This is a genomic window from Proteus sp. GOKU (genome assembly GCF_015475555.1).
Lineage (GTDB): Bacteria > Pseudomonadota > Gammaproteobacteria > Enterobacterales > Enterobacteriaceae > Proteus > Proteus mirabilis_B.
This window is the reverse complement of the sequence record NZ_CP034105.1, coordinates 1,295,901-1,316,489: the sequence shown is the minus strand read 5'-3', so window position 1 is coordinate 1,316,489 and position 20,589 is coordinate 1,295,901. Positions and strand designations below refer to the sequence as shown.

Here is a 20,589-nt window from a genome sequence, read left to right as displayed (position 1 = left end):
ATGATTATTCCAGCATTAGATTTAATTGATGGAAAAGTAGTTCGTTTACATCAGGGTGATTATGCAAAACAGCGTGATTATGATGATAATCCGCTGACTCGCTACCAACAATATGAAAAAGATGGCGCAAAATTACTTCACTTAGTGGATTTAACAGGTGCAAAAGATCCTTCTGCTCGCCAAATTTCACTACTAAAAGAGCTTGTTGCTTGTGTCTCTGTGCCAGTACAAGTAGGTGGAGGCATTCGCACAGAAGATGATGTGAAATCGCTACTTGATGCAGGAGCAAGTCGAGTTGTTATTGGCTCGACCGCAGTCAGTCAACCTGAGATGGTAAAAACATGGTTTGAGCACTATGGTGCAGATGCCATCGTATTAGCTCTCGATGTTCGTATTGATAAACAAGGCAAAAAATGGGTGGCTGTCAGTGGTTGGCAAGAAAACTCACCCTATACACTTGAAGAGATCATCGAGCTTTATCAAAGTGTGGGTTTAAAGCATGTATTGTGTACTGATATTTCTCGTGATGGCACATTAGCGGGTTCTAACGTCGAACTGTATAAAGAAATTAGCCAGCGTTTCCCCGATATTTTATTCCAAGCGTCGGGCGGTATTGGTGATTTACAAGATATTGCAGATCTTCCAGCATCTGGTGTTGTCGGTATTATTGTTGGTAGAGCATTATTAGAAGGCAAATTTACATTAAAAGAGGCAATATCATGTTGGCAAAACGCATAATTCCTTGTCTTGATGTCCGAGATGGACAAGTTGTTAAAGGTGTTCAATTTCGCAACCATGAAATCATTGGTGATATTGTTCCTCTCGCTGAACGCTATGCCAAAGAAGGCGCTGATGAACTGGTATTTTATGATATTACAGCATCTTCTGATGGTCGCGTTGTTGATAAAAGCTGGGTATCACGTGTCGCTGAAGTGATTGATATTCCTTTTTGTGTTGCTGGTGGTATTCGCTCTGTTGAAGATGCAGGGAAAATTCTCTCATTTGGTGCAGATAAAATTTCGATTAACTCCCCTGCACTTTCTGATCCTTCACTGATATCTCGTTTAGCAGATCGCTACGGTGTGCAGTGTGTTGTTGTGGGTATTGACACTTGGTTTGATGAAAAAACAGGTGAGTATTTAGTTTATCAATTCACTGGCGATGAAAAGCGCACTCAACAAACGCACTGGAAAACCCTTGATTGGGTACGCGAAGTTCAGCAACTCGGTGCCGGTGAAATTGTTTTAAATATGATGAACCAAGACGGCGTAAGACAAGGCTATGACCTAAAACAGCTCGCTCTAGTGCGCCAAGTTGCAGATGTTCCTATTATCGCCTCAGGAGGAGCGGGCGAAATGTCACACTTTCTTGATGCATTTAAATTAGCCAATGTTGATGGCGCTCTTGCAGCCTCTGTTTTTCATAAACAAATAATTAATATCAACGAATTAAAACAGTATCTTGCAAAGAATGACGTTAAGGTAAGAATATAATGAATAATGAAACATTAGCGCAATTAGATTGGGAAAAAGTCGATAATCTCATGCCTGTGGTTATCCAAAATACCATTTCGGGTGATGTATTAATGCTAGGCTATATGAACAAAGAAGCATTAAATGTCACTCTAGAAAGTGGAAATGTTACCTTCTATTCACGCACTAAACAGCGTTTATGGACAAAAGGTGAAACATCAGGCAACTTCCTAAAATTAGTCAATATTTATCCTGACTGTGATAACGATACTTTACTTATTTTAGCTAATCCTATCGGTCCTACTTGCCATAACGGCACTGAAAGTTGTTTTGCTCCAGCACAGAGCCAATGGGGATTTCTCTATGAGCTTGAGAATTTATTACGTGAACGCAAAAATGCCTCACCAGATAGCTCTTATACTGCCCGCCTTTATGCCAGTGGTACAAAACGTATAGCCCAAAAAGTGGGTGAAGAAGGTGTAGAAACTGCGTTGGCTGCCACTGTTAATGACAGAGAAGAGCTAAAGAATGAAGCCTCTGATTTGCTCTATCACTTAATGGTGCTATTACAAGATCAATCATTATCACTCTCTGATGTAATAGGTTGCCTGCAAGAGCGCCATAAAAAAGCAGAGTGATGGATATAATATTAATAAAAAGCCGATACTAATAAGAGTACCGGCTTTTTTTAGAAAAATAGTTAGTTAACTATTTTTATAGTTCTCACGCATTACATTGCTTGGCGGAATAACTCGATAACATCACTTTCAGAACCCTGAACTGGGTTAGTGATTGCGCAAGCATCTTTCAGCGCATTTTCAGCTAATGTTTTGAAGTCTTCTTCTTTCACGCCTAATTCTTTCAGACCTGCTGGAATACCAACATCTTTAGCCATTTTACGAATTTCTTCGATACATGCTTTAGCACCTTGCTCATCGCTCATTGCAGAAACATCAACACCCATTGCTTGTGCGATATCTTTTAAACGACCCGCAGCTGCTTGAATGTTATAAGCTTGAACATGTGGTAATAAAACCGCATTACACACACCATGAGGTAAGTTATAGAAACCACCTAATTGGTGAGCCATAGCATGCACATAACCTAAAGAAGCATTATTAAATGCCATACCTGCTAAGAACTGAGCGTAAGCCATATTTTCACGAGCTTGTGCATCACCACCATTATCAACAACTTTACGTAAAGACTCGCTGATCATAGTAACTGCTTTTAATGCACACGCATCAGTGATTGGATTTGCAGCAATTGAAACATACGCTTCAACAGCATGAGTTAATGCATCCATACCTGTTGCAGCGGTTAAACCTTTTGGCATACCAATCATTAATTCTGAATCATTTACAGATAAGATTGGGGTGACGTTTTTATCAACGATAGCCATTTTGATATGACGCGCAGTATCTGTGATGATACAAAAACGTGTCATTTCTGAAGCTGTACCTGCTGTGGTATTAATTGAAATCAGTGGTAATTGAGGTTTGGCCGAACGATCAACACCTTCATAATCTGCAATTTTTCCACCATTCGAAGCTACTAACGCGATGCCTTTCGCGCAGTCATGTGGAGAACCACCACCTAAAGAAATTACACAGTCACATTGATTTTCTTTCAGCAGAGCTAAACCCGCTTCTACGTTTTCAACTGTAGGGTTAGGTGCAGTACCATCATAAGTTACGCTAGAAATACCAGCTTCTGTCAGTAACTTACTGACTTTATCAACAACACCCAGTTGATTTAAAATGCTATCAGTGACGATCAACGCTTTATGAAAACCGAAGTCTTTCATTGAACTTACAGCATCAGCAAGGCAACCAGCACCAATTTTATTTACAGAAGGGATATAGAATGTTGAAACTGCCATTATTGACTTCCTTTTTAGTAATTAAATCTACGTTTTAATATGTTCTATTCTTTTTGTTCTTAAATTGATCATCATCAAAATAATGAATAAATATCAATTTGTTTATCATGTTATTACAGGTAATTAAATAAAGAAGCCCAATTACCCTATTAATTCAATAGGATAATACTATTAACATATTATCATTTGTAACAAAATAATTTGAAAAGCTTATCAAAATAATCAAAACCAGCCGTAAACATCACAGCAGAATATTTTTTTTAAAGTCGTATAATGACCTCAAAGAAATAACTTATTAAATCAGGAGCCATTGATGTCTTTGACTATTTTTGAGCAACTTACTGCTTTATTAGATAATAACCACGCTACTTACCGTGTTATGGAACACCCTACCGCAGGTCGTTCTGAAGAAGTTGCAAAAATCAGAGGAACACAATTAGGACAGGGAGCAAAAGGACTTGTTTGCCATATAAAAGGTAACGGCGTTAAACAACATGTTCTTGCAATACTACCCGCCGATAAACAAGCTGATCTATCAAAACTCGCTCACCAAATTGGTGGAACAAGGGCATCTCTAGCAAGCCCTAAAGAAGTGGATGATCTTACTCAATGCGTCTTTGGTGCAATCCCTCCTTTTAGTTTTCATCCTGCACTGAAGCTGATCGCTGACCCGCTACTTTTTGAACGTTTTGATGAATTAGCTTTTAATGCAGGTACATTAGAGCGTTCAATTATTCTTAATGCGCAAGATTACAAACGTATTGCACAACCTGAATTAATCTCTTTTATTCGAGATGAAGAAAGCGAGTAATAAAAAAAGCCAACTTATCGTTAACAATTACCTTCGTTATAATTCAGCTAAAGGTAATTGTTATCATGATATCTATTCTTATTGTATATATAGATTTACACACCAAAAAGTAATATTAGATAATCTAATCTAAAACACCATCAATATTTAACACCAAAAATAATCAATAAATCAGAATAAATCCCATCAATTTCATATTACCTTAGCTATAACGCTACAAAATGTCCAAAACAGAAATTTTTTAATTATTTTTTCGATTCAGCACTCAATAATTAACTAAATAGATTTTATGTTATTGACCTGATTTACTCGTACATTTAAGTTAGCACCAATAAAAATACAATAATGTAAAAATCTATTTACATCTCGGTTATTTTCTAACATACAAATAAATATATAAACAATGTACCAATAGGTGCAGGGAAATCTTCATGCAAACTTCAACTAAAAAACAACCGCTTTATAAAGTGCTATATGTGCAAGTTATCGTCGCCATTCTACTTGGTATTTTACTTGGACATTTTTATCCTGACGTTGGTGAATCCTTTAAACCTCTTGGTGATGGATTTATTAAAATTGTAAAAATGATCATCGCTCCTGTTATCTTCTTAACTGTGGTAACGGGTATTGCCGGTATGAATAATATGAAAGCGGTAGGTACAGTCGCGGGTAAATCCATGGCTTACTTCCTCACTTTCTCTACCATTGCATTAATTATTGGTTTAATTGTTGCAAATATTATTCGTCCTGGTGATGGACTGAATATTTCCCCTGCCTCATTAGATGCAAGCAAAGTAGAAAGTTATGTAGCAAAAGCGCATGACTCTTCGATTGTTGGTTTCTTGATGAATATCATCCCTGAAACCGTTGTCAGCCCATTAGTTAACGGTAATATCTTACAAGTTCTGTTTGTTTCTGTGGTCTTTGGTATCGCATTAGCGTCTATCGGCACGCGTGGCGAGCCAGTTCTTAAGTTCTTACAAAACTTCTCAGAGCCCGTATTTAAAATGGTCGGTATGCTAATGAAATTAGCCCCTATCGGTGCTTTTGGTGCAATGGCCTTTACCATCGGAAAATATGGTATTTCATCAATCAGTAACTTGGTATTACTTGTTCTAACTTTCTATATAACTTCATTATTATTCGTTCTTGTCGTGTTAGGTGCTGTTGCAAAATATAACGGTTTCTCTATTCTCTCGTTAATTAAATATATTAAAGATGAACTTTGGTTAGTATTAGGCACCTCTTCTTCAGAAGCAGCATTACCTAGTTTAATGCGTAAAATGGAAAATGTAGGTTGTAAAAAATCCGTTGTCGGCTTAGTTATTCCAACGGGTTACTCCTTTAACTTAGATGGTACTAACATCTACATGACAATGGCAGCTCTATTTATTGCACAAGCGACAGGTATTGATCTTTCATTGACAGAGCAGATCACACTACTCTTAGTTGCCATGATAAGTTCAAAAGGTGCCGCAGGTGTGACTGGTGCAGGCTTTATTACTTTAGCGGCCACCTTATCGGTTGTACCGAGTGTTCCTGTCGCAGGTATGGCATTAATTCTAGGTATTGACCGCTTTATGTCAGAGTGTCGTGCATTAACCAATCTTGTAGGTAATGCTTGTGCCTGCATCGTTGTTGCTCGTTGGGAAAATGCTTTAGATAAAGAAAGAATGAATGATGTCTTTAGTGGCAGAGCATCAAGTGAATTTATTGAAGATGCTCCATTAGCGCCTATTGAAATTGAATCTGACAATTCGATTAAAATCCCAGTAAAATAAAGATCATTTTCCATGATCCATAAAAGAGCGCTTATGCGCTCTTTTACTTTTTATATCTCTTACCTCTACAAATAAACACTTATCTTTTTTATAATTTATTTATTATTGTTCTTTCTGAATGCTTATTTGTTTGTTGGTTAGAATTTATTTATATTGAAGGTTTTATTAGTGGCTCATTTTTTCCTTAACAACAAATTCAATAAAAACAAATAGCTACCATCCACCTCCTTCCCATTTCTCCTTATCAAGGTTTATTTACATTTAAATCATTTTATTCACCAAAAAATAAAGCTAAGTATACATAATTTTAAAGAAATACAATAAATTAAAACAAATTATAATTTCATTAACTTATTGATTTAAGAAAAATAAATTCCAAAAATAGCGACAAATTGAAATTAAATCTAATTTTTTAGATGAAGAGCACAATATTTGATAAAATCAACTTTATTTTATTGACCTGATTTACGCATACCTTTAAGTTACCTGTCACAACAAAATAAATGTAAATAATAATTTACATCATAACTTCTCTTTTATTTAGTCAATATCTTTCAGTTACAGGGAATTTTTATGCAGACTTCATCCCGCAAGCTCCCCTTTTATCGTGTGTTATATATCCAAGTTATTATTGCTATCATTTTCGGTATTCTATTAGGGCATTTTTACCCTGATATTGGTGAGTCATTCAAACCTTTGGGTGATGGATTTATCAAAATAGTAAAAATGATCATCGCACCTGTTATCTTTCTAACCGTAGTAACAGGCATTGCTGGTATGAGTAACATGAAGGCTGTCGGAAAAGTAGCAGGTAAATCAATGATTTACTTTCTCACATTTTCTACAATTGCATTGGTTATTGGATTAATCACTGCCAATATTATTCGCCCTGGTGATGGTTTAAATATCTCTCCTGAATCATTAGACAGTAGCCGAGTAGAAATGTATGTCACTCAGGCGCACAGCTCTTCTCTTGTTGATTTTTTTATGAATATCATCCCTGATACTATCGTTAGCCCATTAGTTAACGGTAATATCTTACAAGTGCTGTTTGTTTCTGTCGTTTTTGGTCTGGCGTTAGCATCAATAGGTTCACGAGGCGAGCCTGTATTAAAATTCTTACAGCATCTTTGTGAACCTGTCTTTAAGATGGTTGGTATACTAATGAAGTTAGCGCCTATTGGTGCCTTTGGTGCAATGGCTTTTACGATAGGTAAATATGGTATTTCTTCCATTGGAAATTTAATGTTGTTGGTAATTACTTTTTATTTAACAGCATTACTTTTCGTATTAGTCGTTTTGGGCGCGGTTGCTAAATATAATGGTTTTTCTATTCTCTCTTTAATTAAATACATAAAAGATGAACTTTGGTTAGTGTTAGGTACTTCTTCATCTGAAGCCGCACTACCTACATTAATGAGTAAAATGGAGAAACTAGGATGTAAAAAATCCGTCGTCGGTTTAGTTATTCCAACTGGTTACTCCTTTAATTTAGATGGCACTAATATCTATATGACCATGGCGGCATTATTTATTGCGCAAGCAACAGGCGTTGATTTGTCATTAACAGAACAAATTACATTACTCTTTGTTGCCATGATCAGCTCAAAAGGTGCAGCAGGTGTTACAGGAGCCGGTTTCATTACTCTTGCAGCAACATTATCGGTTGTTCCTAGTGTTCCCGTTGCAGGTATGGCTTTGATACTAGGTATTGACCGCTTTATGTCAGAATGTCGCGCATTGACCAATCTTGTTGGCAATGCTTGCGCCTGTATTGTTGTTGCTCGCTGGGAAAATGCATTAGATAAACAAAGAATGAATGATGTTTTTAGTGGAAAAATATCCGAAGAGGCTCACTTAGATATTGATTTTACATCAGATAAAATAAATGAAAAAACACATTATATAAAAGCATCTGAACAATAATTTTTATATTTCTTAATAAAGAACAAATAAAAAGAGAGTATTTAAGTACTCTCTTTTTATTAAATAATCGCCGTATACTTTTCCAATGATTTGACTGTCATAGGTAAACTTTGTCGTAATAGAGATTCAAAATATTGCTGTATATTCATTGCTGGCTTTTTCATGTTTTTTCTTTGATTGTAAATTACAGATAACACTAATGCATGATTTAAATCTAAAAGGTCAGATATAAATTCATCAGGGTGAAGTGCCTCTATATTAAACTTAATCAGTTTTTCTTTAGGAAAATCCTTTAAATTAAAAGTGACTATTGTTTCAGCATTACATCTAATTGCAGCCGCTAAAACATGCCTATCATTTAAATCAGGTAAAACTAACCCATCAATAAGCTCTTCATAACCATTTATCATTGCACTTGGTATTGCTTTATCCATTAGCGTAGCAATATATTCTATTTGTTTTGATGTTAAGTCAGGTCTATTTTTTAAAAGATTACGTTGCCATTCATTATGAATAGTTGCAGTCCATTGCGGTTGGTAGAGTCCTGCTATCCCTAAGCGTATTAATAAATCTCGTAATAATGATGGATATAAAACACATGCATCTAATATGACAGGATAAGGAGAATGATTCATTAATATAATCCTAATTCCTGGCTAAGATCGGTAAGCTCTTGCATCGCTTTCTCACTTTCGATTTCTCTTTGGTTTTTGTATCTCATTAAATCAGAAAAGAGTACTCGGCGGTGACGACCTGTTTTATGAAATGGTAACTTGCCTTCCTCTAACAATTTCACAAAATGGGGACGTGATACATTTAAAATATTAGCGGCTTCTTGAGTTGTTAATTCAGCATGAACGGGAACAACCTGAACTGCATTTCCCATAGCAAGCTCACCCAAAATAGTCATCAGTAGTGTCAATGCTGATGTTGGCAGTTCAATTTGATGAATATTTTGCTCATCGTCCTCAATTGATATTTTTTGTATTTCCAATTTAGTCGATAGATAAGTTGCTAGCTCTCGCTGCCCTTTTATAGCAACCTCAATTTCCTTTGGATCTGGTAAGTTCATATTATTAATCATTAAATTGGCCATTTTGACATTTCCATTTGTTTAGGTTTCAGTTTTAGAAAATCCTATTGTTGTTTTTATCGCCACCATTATAATCGAAATAAACGAAAGATCAATAAACGAAATATTCGAAAAACAACGCATGTTAATCATCATTTCCAGTGGCTAATAATAAAACTCTACTGACAAATACTGTCATTAAGATAAGCTAGAATAAGTGTTATAGAAGACATAAGGACTTCAACTATGACACATTTCGCTCATCAACAAGGTAAATCCTTTCTTATTGATAACGCTGAAATTTATATTGAAACACTTGGTGATCCTAAAAATTACCCTGTGATTTTATTGCATGGAGGAATGGGAAATTTAACTTCGTTTAACCCTTTAGTTAATTATTTAAAGAGTTACTACCTTATTGCTATAGATTCTAGAGGACACGGTAAATCCACATTAGGTGATATTTCATTAACCTATCAGCAATTACAGTCTGATGTAGAAACTGTGATTAAAGCTTTTGAACTCAAAAAATGTGCCCTTATTGGGCATAGTGATGGTGGGATTGTTGCTTTACGCTTAGCGGCTAAAAATATCCCCGTAATTGATAAAGTCATCACTATTGGTGCCAGTTGGCAATTAACGGATGATGATCCTGCTAAAGAGATCTATCAAGAGATTACGCCTGAATATTGGCGACACAATTTTCCTCAAGAGTGTGAATATTACCAAGATATTAATTCCAAGCCTGATTTTGAACGCCTATTTAATCAAGTTAAAACAATGTGGTTAGATCAAAGTACAACTGGCTATCCTAATGAAACAATTAAGAATATTCACTGTCCTGTATTAGTTTGCCGTGGTGATAATGATATGCTGGTTTCTTTATCTCATTCACAAGAAATCGTCGAAAACATTGAATCAGCCTCATTATTGAATGTGCCCTTTACTTCACATGTTGTTCATGAAGAAAAACCTCAATGGCTAGCTAATATTTTTAATGATTTTTTAAATAATCTAAATAAGAGCTAATATGAAAAAAACGTTAATTTTAAAATCTACTATTACGGGTGATTTATCTCATTCAAATAAATTAGTAGATCTCTTTTTAAGTAAATGGCTAGAGCATTCTTCACCTGAAACAATTACAGAGAGAGATATTATAAAATCACCTCTATCTGTTGTTGATGATGAAATATATCAAGCCTATTATTCAGTGCAACCTGAACATATGACAGATAAACAGAGAAATGCCATTTCTCTTTCAAACACCTTAATACAAGAAATAAAAGATAATGATATCATTGTCATTACCGCACCGATGTATAATTTCTCCATTCCAAATCAGCTAAAAAATTATTTTGATTTAATTATCCGAAATGGATTAACCTTCTCTTATACAAAGACAGGTAAGACAGGTCTTATTACTAATAAAAAAGCACTTATTTTATCTACATCTGGTGGTATTTATACAACTGGCGAAAATGATTTTTCAATACCTTATCTAAAAACACTTTTAGCATTTATTGGTATTAATTCTGTTGATACAGTTACAATTGATGGTATTGCAATCGAGCCAGAAAAATTAGAAGAAAAATATCAATTAGCAAAAATGGATATTAATGATTTTTTAAATAACCTAAATAGTTAAAATAGATATTACTGAATTTATTAAATAACGATAATCATTCGCTAAAATAAAAGCCATAATGAAAAAACCTCACTCAATAAAGTGAGGTTTAAATCAAAAACTTAAAATCTAAATATCTGTGATAATTTCACTTTGTGGCAATCTTGATTTTGGTAAGTTATAGTTAAAATCATCTTCTTCTCTATAACCTAATGCAACAATTGTCACGGCATGAAGACCTTTATCATTTAAAGAAAATGTTGAATCTATTTTGGATAAATCAAAACCTTCCATTGGAAGAGCATCTATTCCTAACGTTGCTGCTCCAAGTAATAATGATCCCATATTTAGATAGACCTGCTTCTCTATCCAATGAGATAAATCACCAAGTTGTTTTTCATGTAGATTAACAAAAAATGATCTTGCAAGATTATTTTGCTCTTTAAATTCGGCTGCTGGATATCGTCCAGCTTTATCTTCTAATTCAAGCAAATGAGAGAGATATTCTTCAGATAATGTATTTCTTGCACACATAACCACAACATGTGAAGCACTTAATATTTTCTCTTTATTAAATTCATAGCCACCCTCTGTTGAGCCAGCAATTTTCTGCTTAGCATCATCAGTTTTCGCGATGATAAAATGCCACGGTTGAGTGTTCACACTTGATGGGCTTAGTTGTAATAATGCTTTAATTTGTTCTAATTCTTGCTCAGGGATCACTTTGTTTTTATCAAAATGTTTTGTCGCATAACGTGTTTTCAATATCTTTAATAAATTCATTTATTACACCTATTCCAAATAAGACATTTGTATCGGGCTCATTTTAATTATAAATTACCGTCTGGCAAGTACGTACAATTTATGTATATAGGATACAAATGGATACTGTCAAAAAGAATAGATATAACGACTACACCTATGATGGATGCCCTGTTGAAGCGTCTTTAGAACTAATGGGAGGTAAAGGAAAAGGCATGATCCTTTACCATTTACAGGGAAAAATACTGCGATTTAATGAGCTAAAAAGAAAGCTTATTTCAATAACGCCTCGAATGCTGACTAAACAGTTGCGTGAACTTGAATCTGACGGACTTATTGAGCGCAAAGTGTATGCTGAAATTCCGCCTAAAGTTGAATATAAACTCAGTGAAGATGGAGAATCACTCTCTCACGTTTTAGCAGCACTACAAAGCTGGGGAGAGGAAAGAGCAATACCTCTATTAGAAAGATCTGCCAATAGAAAATAACATTAAAGAGTGATGCTACTACTTTTTCAACAACTACTCTGCAATATAAGTAATTGAATATTTGTTTTTATTAAATAAAAAAAGGTGCTGTATTACCAGCACCTCAAAAGGTTTTAACTTATTTTTTTTAAAGCTTTATTCCATCCACTCTGTGTGGAATACGCCATCTTTATCAGTACGTTTATAAGTATGCGCACCAAAATAGTCACGTTGAGCTTGGATTAAGTTTGCTGGTAACACTTCTGCACGATAGCTATCGTAATAAGAAATAGCCGCAGAGAATGTTGGAGTTGGAATACCTGCTTGTACGCCATAACAAACAACATCACGCAGAGCTTGTTGGTAATCATCAGCGATTTGTTTGAAGTATGGTGCTAACAGCAGATTTGCAATGCTTGCATCTTCGTTATAAGCATCTGTAATTTTTTGCAGGAATTGAGCGCGAATGATACAACCCGCACGGAAAATCTTCGCGATTTCACCGTAGTTTAAATCCCAGTTATATTCGTCTGATGCGGCTTTCAGTTGTTGGAAACCTTGAGCATAAGAGACAATTTTACCTAAATACAGTGCGCGACGTACATTTTCAATAAAGGCTTTTTTATCGCCAGAGAATGCTTTAGGTGTTGGGCCTGATAATACTTTAGATGCAGCAACGCGTTGATCTTTTAATGAAGAGATATAACGTGCAAATACAGACTCAGTGATAAGAGTAACGGGTACACCTAAATCTAAAGAGCTTTGGCTAGTCCATTTACCTGTACCTTTATTTGCCGCTTCATCAAGAATAACGTCAACAAGGTATTTACCTTCGTCATCTTTTTTACGGAAGATATCAGCCGTGATTTCAATCAGGTAGCTACTTAATTCACCTTTATTCCACTCTGTAAAGGTTTCTGCGAGTTCTTCGTTAGTTAAACCTAAAGAGTGTTTTAATACTGAATACGCTTCTGCAATCAGTTGCATATCGCCATATTCGATACCGTTGTGAACCATTTTCACATAATGGCCCGCACCATCAGCACCGATATAAGTCACACAAGGTTCGCCTTCAGCAACAGCCGCAATTTTTTCAAGGATTGGCGCGACTAATTCGTAAGCTTCTTTTTGTCCACCTGGCATGATTGAAGGTCCTTTTAATGCGCCTTCTTCACCACCAGAAACACCAGTACCAATAAAGTTAAAACCTTGTGCTGATAATTCACGGTTACGACGAATGGTATCTTTAAAGAAAGTATTTCCGCCATCGATAAGGATATCGCCTTTATCTAAATGCGGTGTCAATGCAGCAATTGTTTTATCCGTTGCTTCACCCGCTTTTACCATTAATAAAATACGGCGCGGTTTTTCTAACGAATCAACAAACTCTTCAATAGAATAATTCGGAACCAGTTTTTTACCTGGATTTTCAGCGATAACTTCGTTGGTTTTATCGCTTGAGCGGTTGTAGATGGATACAGAATAACCACGGCTTTCAATATTTAGCGCAAGGTTACGTCCCATAACTGCCATACCAACCACGCCGATTTGCTGTTTTGACATGAAAATAACTCCCGTCTGAAAATAAACCTGCCAGTATCAATGTACTGACAATTTGTTAACCTGATCACATAGTAACTCACTCTCTCACTTGGTGGTAGTTATTGATGTAATTGGTATCACAATCTTTTAGACAAAATGAAATTATTCCCCTGCGATCGATAATAAATTATTGAAAATTTCCTTCAAATTGCTCATTATTCCCAAGTCGGCATATGCCGTCTTTATAGAAGGTAAAACAAACTGTATGGAATGGATCTTGGATCCGACGATCTGGGTAGGACTCTCCACCCTAATTGTTCTCGAAATCGTACTTGGTATTGATAACCTTGTTTTCATTGCTATTCTGGCAGATAAACTTCCAGCAAAACTAAGAGATAAAGCACGTATAACTGGCTTATTGTGTGCCCTTGTTATGCGAATTGTGTTGTTATTTAGTCTCTCTTGGCTTATCACTCTGACAAAACCTCTTATTACACTGTTTGATCATCCTTTCAGTGCAAGAGACTTAATTATGCTTCTCGGAGGGATATTCTTGCTGTTTAAAGCCACTATGGAGCTTAATGAACGGCTAGAAGGTAAAGATCACAACGAAGGGAAACAACGCAAAACGACCAGCTTTTGGTCTGTCGTTGCACAAATTATCGTGCTGGATGCGGTATTCTCGCTTGACTCTGTGATAACCGCTGTGGGTATGGTTGATCATTTAGGCGTTATGATTGCGGCTGTCACTATTGCAATGTTCTTGATGATCCTTGCAAGTAAGCCTTTAACAAACTTCGTCAATAATCACCCAACCATTGTTATCTTGTGTTTAAGCTTCTTGCTGATGATTGGTTTTGCATTAGTTGCCGAAGGCTTTGGTTACGCCATTCCAAAAGGTTACCTGTATGCAGCGATTGGCTTCTCTATCATGATAGAAGTCTTTAATCAGTTAGCACAATTTAACCGTCGCCGATTCTTATCAGCATCTCGTTCTTTACGTGAACGAACAGCTGAAGCGGTGTTACGTATTATTAATGGTAAGCCTGAATCATCCGAATTAGATCATCACACATCTGATTTAGTCTCTAATGCTGAAGAGGTATTTGATCCACAAGAACGCCAAATGATTGTGCGTGTGCTTGGTTTAAGCCAACGTAATGTGAACAGTATCATGACGTCTCGCCATGATGTTGAATATGTAGACTTAAATTCAACACAAGATGATATCCGCCAATTATTGGAAAAGGACCCCCACTCTCGCTTAGTGATTACTGATGAACAACACAGTGATGAACCTGTTGGTGTGGTTAATATTATTCAATTGTTGAATCAACAATTGCGTAATGAACCTCTAAACTTACGTTTACTGGTCACACAACCGTTGATCTTCCCTGAAGGTTTATCTTTACTACAAGCGTTAGAACAGTTCCGTAGCGCTCACACTCACTTCGCCTTTGTTGTAGATGAATTTGGTTCAGTAGAAGGTGTCGTGACACTGACTGACGTTATGGAAACCATCGCAGGTAACTTACCAGTCAGTTCTGAAGAAAACGATTCTCGTCACGACTTGGTTCAAAATGAAGATGGTTCATGGACAGTTAACGGCTTTACACCACTTGAAGACTTAGTGCTTTATATTCCAATCAAATTGGATGAAAAACGTGAGTATGAAACCTTAGCGGGCTTATTAATGGAACACTTACAACGCGTACCAACCGTTGGTGAAAAAATCTTGATTGATGGTATTGAGTTTGAGCCATTAGAAGTGAATAACCATCGAATTAATAAAGTACGTATTGTAGAACCGACACCTGAAGACGAAGAAAACGTTGACGAAGCGTAATCTCTGTCAAATAGCAAAATATCCGCCTTTATGGCGGATATTTTTTATCTGAAGATTGTGTCTACTGGAAAATAATATGCATACCAATGTCAGCGTTAAAATCATTTGGTTAACCTCTATTGAAGGAGGAAGGCAATCACCACCTCCTTTGAGTGGTTTTTATTATCCAACCATTCAACTACCTTATGAACCAAATAGTTGGAGCCTTGCAATTGAAATCACTCACACACAGAAAGAGTCAGAACATTGGGTAAGTGAGGGTAATATGCAGTTTTTAGTTGAACATGCCCCTCATCATTTATTAGAAGAATTAGAAAAATTTGAAATTTATGAAGGCGATAAAAAAGTCGCTGATGTTTTTATTCAGTTTAACTGATTATTTTTTATACGATCTTTCTTAAACAAATAAAAAAACGGGCTTTGTTTTATCGCAAAGCCCGCCAATAAAATTTAAAACAATAATTCTAGATTAATTCAGTACAATAAAAATTAACCCAATGTACTTGGTACAAGAATTTCAGTAGCAACAATAACAATAACAAGACCAACTAATACAGGAACAGAAACGCGTTTCATCACTTCAAATGGTGAAATTTTTGCCATACCTGATACCGCAACCACAACACCAGAAACCGGTGATAATGTACGGCCTAAGTTTGAAGCTTGTAACATTGGAATAGTTAAATAAGCTGGGTTAACACCCATATTGCTTGCTAAACGAGGAATTAATTCAACGAAAGCATAGAATGGTGCGTTACCAGAACCGGTGGTCATTGCCGCTAACATGGTAATTAATACCAGTGCAATCATCATCACAATCGCACCTGAACCTAATGACTGAGCACCTTCGATTAATGCATTAATAAAGCCAACTGTTGTTAAACCTTGAGCAAATACCCCTGCTGCGACTAATAACATAACAACTTGAGCAAATGCATCTGCCATACCGCGGTAAGCAACTTCTAAACCTTCAAAAACTTGTTTTGCGCTAAAGCTACGAATAAATTCGATCACAGCCGCTAAAATCATACAGATAATAATAATGGCAACAATATGAAGCTCTGGTAACCATTTACCATCAAAAACGAGAACACCGATAATTGGTGTAAAAGGTAAAATCGCATAGAAACTTGGTGCGTGAGTTTTGATTTCATTCACGTCTAACATTTCAGTTTCAATGTGTTCTTTACGGTCAAGATAACGTTGCCAGAAGAAGTGAGCAATACACATACCAATAATTGCAGCAATAGAGATAGGTAATGTGGTTTTAAATGCGAAATCAATCAGCGGCATTTGAGACGCTTCAGCGGCTAAAATAACATCACCTGATGTTGGCGCTAAAATAATTGAGGCTGGAGACGCACAAATTGCAGCAGCAGCACCGCGACTAATTCCCATATTCACCATGACAGGGAACAGCGTTGCCATTAATAACACACCTAAACCTGTTGCCGATGAAACAGCCAGTGACATCAAACATGCAACAATGTAAGCCGCAACCATCAGAAGATAGGGTGAGTTAATCATTTTTAGTGGGCGTGATGCTAATTTAACAACAACATCATTAGCACCGATGTGTGTCATATAAGCAGCAAAACCACAAAGTATCATGATCATCATACCTAAATCGCCACCACGGCTCATTAGTAGATTTTTCACATACTCAACAATATCAATTAAACCATAACCTGTCGCAGTTGCGCTTGCAGGTAAAACTGCTCTTCCCATAATAACGCTGATGATCAGTAATAACAGACCACCCGTCATTAAGACACCTGTTGGTGAATAGCCTTTTACAATATAACGTCCAACACCTACAGCAACGAAGGCGCCGATAAGAATTTCAATCATTTATTTATCCTGTCTAAAGTAGTCATTTATAAAATGAAGTTTTTTTATTTTTATCATCATTTTTGCGTTTAGTGCGATTGACACACTCTGCCCAAAGGCAACGTTGCAGTGTATGACATATATCAAAAAAAACGACTATTTTTTTACATATACATAGCACGAATGCTTACTTTTCATTCAAAACATAAATTAAATGATAGATATAAAGCAAAAAGCACACAATTATCAAAATAGTGTGCTTTTATTAAGAATGTGATGAAGTTAAAAATCGTGAAATTAGATTTTCTTCAATAGCTGATTAAGTGCTTTTACTTCTGGGCTTTCAGCATCTTCTTTATTTAACCAATTATCGATAGCTTGCTTGGCTTTTTGCTGTAATTGATCACGCAGTAATTTTTCAATATTAAGTTCATATTGAATCGCATTCCAATCACCATAAAGCCTTAATGGAATTTCAATTTTAGCTAATTGACGGATAAATTCGTTTTCTTTACCCCAACCTTTTTTGATATTAACAAGTAACATCACATCAAGATAATGGCGTTGAAGATCCACTTTGCCCTGCCCTTTAATTTGATAGGCATCTGCTTGAGCATCAAGTGAATTAACGGTGACTTTCCCTTTTGGCGCTAACTTAAATTGGGCAATCACATTATCTGCTTGGGTATAGCTTTCGATATCTTCAGGATAAATGACTTTATCAGTAGCTTGAGCAACTGATTGCTGAATAACCTGCGGTACATTTAATCCCTGCATTTTAAATTGGCTAACAGATGTATTGAGCGTACCTTGCCAATAATGATAAAAGGCTTTTCGGTTATATCCTGCACCTTCTAAATTCCCTTTTGCCGAAATTAATCCACTGAAATTTTCAGGTTGATTAAACACACGCAATAGTGGCTGTAATGGAATATTGTTCATTGTGACATCCATGCTGATATGTGCTGGCACAATGCTTGTAGAGATAACTGTTGGAAGTGAGAAATCACCTTGAAGGACTTGTCCTGTCAAGGTTTGAATATTTAGCGAATTAGGATTATTTAGAGCATCAAGTTTAAAATTATTAATCTCTAACTCTTTATAAAGCAGCTTATTCAATGCCAATTTCAGCGTAAATTCAATATCACCCCAATGCGTTAAATCATATTCTTTATTTTCAATAGTCACTGAAGTAATAACTGGCTTTGCCATAATGGTGGCATTTGGCGCTGGTGCTGCATGTGCAGTATTAAATAATGAAAACGATGATGGCGTCTTATTATCTTTAGGGGTCAATAATGCGGTTTCAGTTGTTTTAGCCTCAGCTAACTCTGGTAACAACGTATTTAAATTTAATTGTTCACCTTTTAAGTCAACTTGATAACGTGTTTTACCTGAAAATTCCGCACTGATATTACCTTGCAGTTGGCTATCATTAGCAGTGAGATTTAAGTTATCAAGTGAAACTTTTCTCACGCCCTCATTTTGGATCGTAAAATCTGAAGTTAAACTTCCTGCTATGCCATTTTCAGGGATCCCTATTCCTGATAAAGCATAATCTAACTGTGTGATATTACCTGCAATTCGGTAAGGATAGCTGTTCATATCCGCATTAGCGGCAACATTTAGTGTGATCTCACGACGGTCACGATTCACTTTCGTGCTCATCTCAAGACTAACTTGTTTTTTCTCGTCTGTTTTCAACGATAAATTAATATCGCGTAAATTAAGCTGCTCACCGTCTTTCATTTGCCAAATAATTAAGCTGTCTGAAATTTTTACTTTGGCAATATTCAATTGCCAATTATTGGCTCTAGGTTCGATGACTGGGCGAGAAATATCTCGAGGAGTAGAAGGTGGTGATATTTTAGGAATAGCTTTGCTTTCCGGTGTTTGACGAACAACAGCACCTTTAAGCATGACTTCTTTTACTTCAAGTTGATGAGAAAGTAGCGGTAATAACTCAACATCAAGACGCATATTATCGGCTGTAATTAAAGGCATTTCAGCACCGGGTGCTGTCAATGACATTTTACCACTAATAATGCTTAACTTTGGCCATACATGCCAACGCATATCATCTTGCAATGTAAGTTTATAACCGCTTTGTTTTTCGACCCTTTCAACAAGGTATCCACGGAAATCATTCGGGTTAATGAGTAAAACTAATGCTGTTAAGCCTGCCAAAATAACCACAAGCAAAATAGCCAGTGTTGTCAGAAACCTTTTCATACAATTACCCGCTTAGTGAAATATGATAATAATGATTATAAAGATAGTTAATCTTCACTAATCCGACTACCAACTGCACCTTGTTGATTTTTATATTTTGCATCTTGACGACGATTATAAGGTCTATCAGCAGAACCAGACATAGGTTCAAAGCTTAATGCACCAATAACCATACCCGGTCTTAATGCGAGTGGGAGTTTACCTGAATTGAAAAACTCTAATACGATTTGTCCATGCCAGCCGGGATCAATACGATGAGCGGTAACATGCACCATTAAACCTAAACGAGCTAATGATGAGCGTCCATCTAACCATCCAACAACATTGTCAGGCAAGGTGACTGATTCAAGTGTCACAGCTAATGCTAATTCACCAGGATGTAAGAAAAAGGCTTCACCTTCAGGTAAAACAATTTCATCACTCATTACACGCTCTAGCGCAGCATTCACTTCTGCCTTAGGACCACTTAAATCAATATAAGCTGCAGTATGACCTTGGAAAACACGGAATTGGTTTCCTAAGCAAACATCTGCTGTTGCGCCGTTAATTCGCTCGACGGGCGGGCGGGGTTCAATGACTAATTTACCTTCATCCAGCCACTGAATAATATCACGGTCGCATAATCGCATTTTATTTCCTTCTTCAAATTAAACAGGCAGTTTCATCATGCATGAAAGCTGCCCACAAATGAACCTATTATTCGCAGAACTGTCCAATTTTTGCTTTCAGAATATCAATCGCAACGCGGTTTTTACCCCCTCTTGGTACAATAATATCGGCATATTGTTTAGAAGGTTCAATAAACTGGAAGAACATAGGACGAACGGTTTTATTATATTGTTCAATGACTGAATCTAAGCTACGTCCACGTTCATTCACATCACGTTTAATTCTACGCATTAAGCAAATATCTAATGGCGTATCAACAAAGATAGAGAAATCCATCTCTTCACGCAGGCGTTTATCTGTTAATAATAAGATGCCTTCAATGATAATAACTTTTTTGGGTTGAAAAGGAATAGATTCTGCTTTGCGAGTGTGAGCAACGTAGTCATATTGAGGGAGTTCGATGGTTTTTCCTGCTTTGAGTTCACACAAATGCTGATATAAAAGTGCGTGATCCATCGAATTTGGGTGGTCATAATTGACCTTATATCGTTCTTCCATCGTTAAATCACTTTGGTCACGATAATAACAATCTTCTGGTATCACCCCGATATTATGATCACCTACTTGCGCTCTTAATTCGCGGTAAAGTGTACTTGCAATAAGACTTTTACCCGAAGCAGAGGCTCCAGCGATACCTACAATTGTGCACTGATGTGCTGTGTCAGCCATA

Annotated in this window: 20 protein-coding genes; 11 read left to right on the top strand and 9 right to left on the bottom strand. The window is 36.3% G+C overall.

Going from position 1 to position 20,589, the window contains the following annotated elements; all coding sequences use genetic code 11:
- Genes hisA through hisIE form a run of 3 tightly spaced genes read left to right on the top strand, consistent with a single transcriptional unit; the run spans position 1 to position 2,110 of the window.
- On the top strand, positions 1 to 738 hold the full coding sequence (gene hisA, locus EHE21_RS06030; RefSeq protein WP_194952120.1) for a 1-(5-phosphoribosyl)-5-[(5-phosphoribosylamino)methylideneamino]imidazole-4-carboxamide isomerase: 738 nt from the start codon (positions 1 to 3) through the stop codon (positions 736 to 738).
- On the top strand, positions 720 to 1,493 hold the full coding sequence (gene hisF / locus EHE21_RS06025) for an imidazole glycerol phosphate synthase subunit HisF (protein ID WP_023581269.1): 774 nt from the start codon (positions 720 to 722) through the stop codon (positions 1,491 to 1,493). Before hisA ends, hisF begins: the two co-directional genes overlap by 19 nt.
- Entirely contained in the window at positions 1,493 to 2,110 is a 618-nt protein-coding gene (gene hisIE / locus EHE21_RS06020; RefSeq protein ID WP_194952119.1) for a bifunctional phosphoribosyl-AMP cyclohydrolase/phosphoribosyl-ATP diphosphatase HisIE, read from the top strand. The genes hisF and hisIE overlap by 1 nt, the downstream gene beginning before the upstream one ends.
- Before the next feature lie 92 nt (positions 2,111 to 2,202).
- Here hisIE and yiaY read toward each other — a convergent pair whose 3' ends face one another.
- Positions 2,203 to 3,354 carry an L-threonine dehydrogenase gene (yiaY, locus tag EHE21_RS06015; protein WP_088493339.1) on the bottom strand — a complete coding sequence of 384 codons (1,152 nt, stop codon included), beginning with the start codon at positions 3,352 to 3,354 and terminating at the stop codon, positions 2,203 to 2,205.
- Positions 3,355 to 3,667: 313 nt separating this feature from the next.
- Between yiaY and EHE21_RS06010 the strand changes: the two genes are divergently transcribed.
- The 3 genes from EHE21_RS06010 (at position 3,668) to EHE21_RS06000 (ending at position 7,872) form a co-directional block, all read left to right on the top strand.
- Positions 3,668 to 4,165, top strand: coding sequence for a YbaK/prolyl-tRNA synthetase associated domain-containing protein (locus tag EHE21_RS06010; RefSeq protein ID WP_194952118.1), 498 nt, complete (start codon positions 3,668 to 3,670; stop codon positions 4,163 to 4,165).
- A 431-nt stretch (positions 4,166 to 4,596) separates the two neighbouring features.
- The gene (locus EHE21_RS06005; protein WP_194952117.1) at positions 4,597 to 5,946 is read left to right on the top strand and encodes a dicarboxylate/amino acid:cation symporter; all 1,350 of its coding nucleotides are present in this window, start codon (positions 4,597 to 4,599) and stop codon (positions 5,944 to 5,946) included.
- A gap of 573 nt (positions 5,947 to 6,519) precedes the next feature.
- The gene (locus EHE21_RS06000; protein ID WP_194952116.1) at positions 6,520 to 7,872 is read left to right on the top strand and encodes a dicarboxylate/amino acid:cation symporter; all 1,353 of its coding nucleotides are present in this window, start codon (positions 6,520 to 6,522) and stop codon (positions 7,870 to 7,872) included.
- A gap of 59 nt (positions 7,873 to 7,931) precedes the next feature.
- Here the strand turns inward: EHE21_RS06000 and EHE21_RS05995 are convergent, their stop codons facing one another.
- Together EHE21_RS05995 and EHE21_RS05990 are read right to left on the bottom strand one after the other, a co-directional pair.
- Positions 7,932 to 8,507: a PIN domain-containing protein gene (locus EHE21_RS05995; RefSeq protein ID WP_194952115.1), complete on the bottom strand. Its 576-nt coding sequence runs from the start codon at positions 8,505 to 8,507 to the stop codon at positions 7,932 to 7,934.
- The gene (locus EHE21_RS05990) at positions 8,507 to 8,968 is read right to left on the bottom strand and encodes a helix-turn-helix domain-containing protein (protein ID WP_194952114.1); all 462 of its coding nucleotides are present in this window, start codon (positions 8,966 to 8,968) and stop codon (positions 8,507 to 8,509) included. The genes EHE21_RS05995 and EHE21_RS05990 overlap by 1 nt, the downstream gene beginning before the upstream one ends.
- Before the next feature lie 222 nt (positions 8,969 to 9,190).
- Here EHE21_RS05990 and EHE21_RS05985 point away from each other — a divergent pair, with 222 nt between their 5' ends.
- Positions 9,191 to 9,973, top strand: coding sequence for an alpha/beta fold hydrolase (locus EHE21_RS05985; RefSeq protein WP_194952113.1), 783 nt, complete (start codon positions 9,191 to 9,193; stop codon positions 9,971 to 9,973).
- Between the two features lies 1 nt (position 9,974).
- Complete coding sequence (locus EHE21_RS05980) at positions 9,975 to 10,592, top strand: FMN-dependent NADH-azoreductase (protein WP_194952112.1); 618 nt, start codon at positions 9,975 to 9,977, stop codon at positions 10,590 to 10,592.
- A 108-nt stretch (positions 10,593 to 10,700) separates the two neighbouring features.
- Here the strand turns inward: EHE21_RS05980 and nfsB are convergent, their stop codons facing one another.
- Complete coding sequence (gene nfsB, locus EHE21_RS05975; RefSeq protein WP_088493341.1) at positions 10,701 to 11,354, bottom strand: oxygen-insensitive NAD(P)H nitroreductase; 654 nt, start codon at positions 11,352 to 11,354, stop codon at positions 10,701 to 10,703.
- Positions 11,355 to 11,452: 98 nt separating this feature from the next.
- On the opposite strand from nfsB, the gene EHE21_RS05970 reads away from it, so the two are divergent.
- A complete protein-coding gene (locus EHE21_RS05970; protein WP_075672530.1) occupies positions 11,453 to 11,821 on the top strand; it encodes a winged helix-turn-helix transcriptional regulator in 369 nt (122 codons plus the stop codon).
- 135 nt (positions 11,822 to 11,956) lie between these two features.
- On the opposite strand, the gene gndA is transcribed toward EHE21_RS05970, so the two are convergent.
- Entirely contained in the window at positions 11,957 to 13,363 is a 1,407-nt protein-coding gene (gene gndA, locus EHE21_RS05965; RefSeq protein ID WP_023581264.1) for an NADP-dependent phosphogluconate dehydrogenase, read from the bottom strand.
- A 244-nt stretch (positions 13,364 to 13,607) separates the two neighbouring features.
- Here gndA and EHE21_RS05960 point away from each other — a divergent pair, with 244 nt between their 5' ends.
- Both EHE21_RS05960 and EHE21_RS05955 read left to right on the top strand, forming a co-directional pair.
- A complete protein-coding gene (locus EHE21_RS05960) occupies positions 13,608 to 15,188 on the top strand; it encodes a TerC family protein (protein WP_194952111.1) in 1,581 nt (526 codons plus the stop codon).
- A 76-nt stretch (positions 15,189 to 15,264) separates the two neighbouring features.
- Positions 15,265 to 15,564, top strand: coding sequence for a hypothetical protein (locus EHE21_RS05955; RefSeq protein ID WP_194952110.1), 300 nt, complete (start codon positions 15,265 to 15,267; stop codon positions 15,562 to 15,564).
- A gap of 113 nt (positions 15,565 to 15,677) precedes the next feature.
- Here the strand turns inward: EHE21_RS05955 and dcuC are convergent, their stop codons facing one another.
- The 4 genes from dcuC to udk all read right to left on the bottom strand — a co-directional run bounded on the left by dcuC (position 15,678) and on the right by udk (position 20,588).
- Complete coding sequence (dcuC, locus tag EHE21_RS05950; protein ID WP_088493344.1) at positions 15,678 to 17,039, bottom strand: anaerobic C4-dicarboxylate transporter DcuC; 1,362 nt, start codon at positions 17,037 to 17,039, stop codon at positions 15,678 to 15,680.
- Between the two features lie 276 nt (positions 17,040 to 17,315).
- The gene (gene asmA, locus EHE21_RS05945) at positions 17,316 to 19,250 is read right to left on the bottom strand and encodes an outer membrane assembly protein AsmA (protein ID WP_194952109.1); all 1,935 of its coding nucleotides are present in this window, start codon (positions 19,248 to 19,250) and stop codon (positions 17,316 to 17,318) included.
- A gap of 47 nt (positions 19,251 to 19,297) precedes the next feature.
- Positions 19,298 to 19,879, bottom strand: coding sequence for a dCTP deaminase (gene dcd / locus EHE21_RS05940; RefSeq protein ID WP_006537532.1), 582 nt, complete (start codon positions 19,877 to 19,879; stop codon positions 19,298 to 19,300).
- Between the two features lie 67 nt (positions 19,880 to 19,946).
- A complete protein-coding gene (gene udk / locus EHE21_RS05935; protein ID WP_023581260.1) occupies positions 19,947 to 20,588 on the bottom strand; it encodes a uridine kinase in 642 nt (213 codons plus the stop codon).
- Position 20,589 lies beyond the last annotated feature (1 nt).

What these genes read in the sequence shown, in the direction of transcription:
- yiaY (WP_088493339.1), bottom strand. Translation starts at nt 3,354, where the DNA reads ATGGCAGTTTCAACATTCTATATCCCTTCTGTAAATAAAATTGGTGCT.
- EHE21_RS05980 (WP_194952112.1), top strand. Translation starts at nt 9,975, where the DNA reads ATGAAAAAAACGTTAATTTTAAAATCTACTATTACGGGTGATTTATCT.
- EHE21_RS05955 (WP_194952110.1), top strand. Translation starts at nt 15,265, where the DNA reads ATGCATACCAATGTCAGCGTTAAAATCATTTGGTTAACCTCTATTGAA.
- hisF (WP_023581269.1), top strand. Translation starts at nt 720, where the DNA reads ATGTTGGCAAAACGCATAATTCCTTGTCTTGATGTCCGAGATGGACAA.
- EHE21_RS06000 (WP_194952116.1), top strand. Translation starts at nt 6,520, where the DNA reads ATGCAGACTTCATCCCGCAAGCTCCCCTTTTATCGTGTGTTATATATC.
- EHE21_RS05995 (WP_194952115.1), bottom strand. Translation starts at nt 8,507, where the DNA reads ATGAATCATTCTCCTTATCCTGTCATATTAGATGCATGTGTTTTATAT.
- udk (WP_023581260.1), bottom strand. Translation starts at nt 20,588, where the DNA reads ATGGCTGACACAGCACATCAGTGCACAATTGTAGGTATCGCTGGAGCC.
- dcuC (WP_088493344.1), bottom strand. Translation starts at nt 17,039, where the DNA reads ATGATTGAAATTCTTATCGGCGCCTTCGTTGCTGTAGGTGTTGGACGT.
- EHE21_RS06010 (WP_194952118.1), top strand. Translation starts at nt 3,668, where the DNA reads ATGTCTTTGACTATTTTTGAGCAACTTACTGCTTTATTAGATAATAAC.
- EHE21_RS05970 (WP_075672530.1), top strand. Translation starts at nt 11,453, where the DNA reads ATGGATACTGTCAAAAAGAATAGATATAACGACTACACCTATGATGGA.
- EHE21_RS05985 (WP_194952113.1), top strand. Translation starts at nt 9,191, where the DNA reads ATGACACATTTCGCTCATCAACAAGGTAAATCCTTTCTTATTGATAAC.
- hisA (WP_194952120.1), top strand. Translation starts at nt 1, where the DNA reads ATGATTATTCCAGCATTAGATTTAATTGATGGAAAAGTAGTTCGTTTA.
- EHE21_RS05990 (WP_194952114.1), bottom strand. Translation starts at nt 8,968, where the DNA reads ATGGCCAATTTAATGATTAATAATATGAACTTACCAGATCCAAAGGAA.
- asmA (WP_194952109.1), bottom strand. Translation starts at nt 19,250, where the DNA reads ATGAAAAGGTTTCTGACAACACTGGCTATTTTGCTTGTGGTTATTTTG.
- EHE21_RS05960 (WP_194952111.1), top strand. Translation starts at nt 13,608, where the DNA reads ATGGAATGGATCTTGGATCCGACGATCTGGGTAGGACTCTCCACCCTA.
- EHE21_RS06005 (WP_194952117.1), top strand. Translation starts at nt 4,597, where the DNA reads ATGCAAACTTCAACTAAAAAACAACCGCTTTATAAAGTGCTATATGTG.
- nfsB (WP_088493341.1), bottom strand. Translation starts at nt 11,354, where the DNA reads ATGAATTTATTAAAGATATTGAAAACACGTTATGCGACAAAACATTTT.
- dcd (WP_006537532.1), bottom strand. Translation starts at nt 19,879, where the DNA reads ATGCGATTATGCGACCGTGATATTATTCAGTGGCTGGATGAAGGTAAA.
- hisIE (WP_194952119.1), top strand. Translation starts at nt 1,493, where the DNA reads ATGAATAATGAAACATTAGCGCAATTAGATTGGGAAAAAGTCGATAAT.
- gndA (WP_023581264.1), bottom strand. Translation starts at nt 13,363, where the DNA reads ATGTCAAAACAGCAAATCGGCGTGGTTGGTATGGCAGTTATGGGACGT.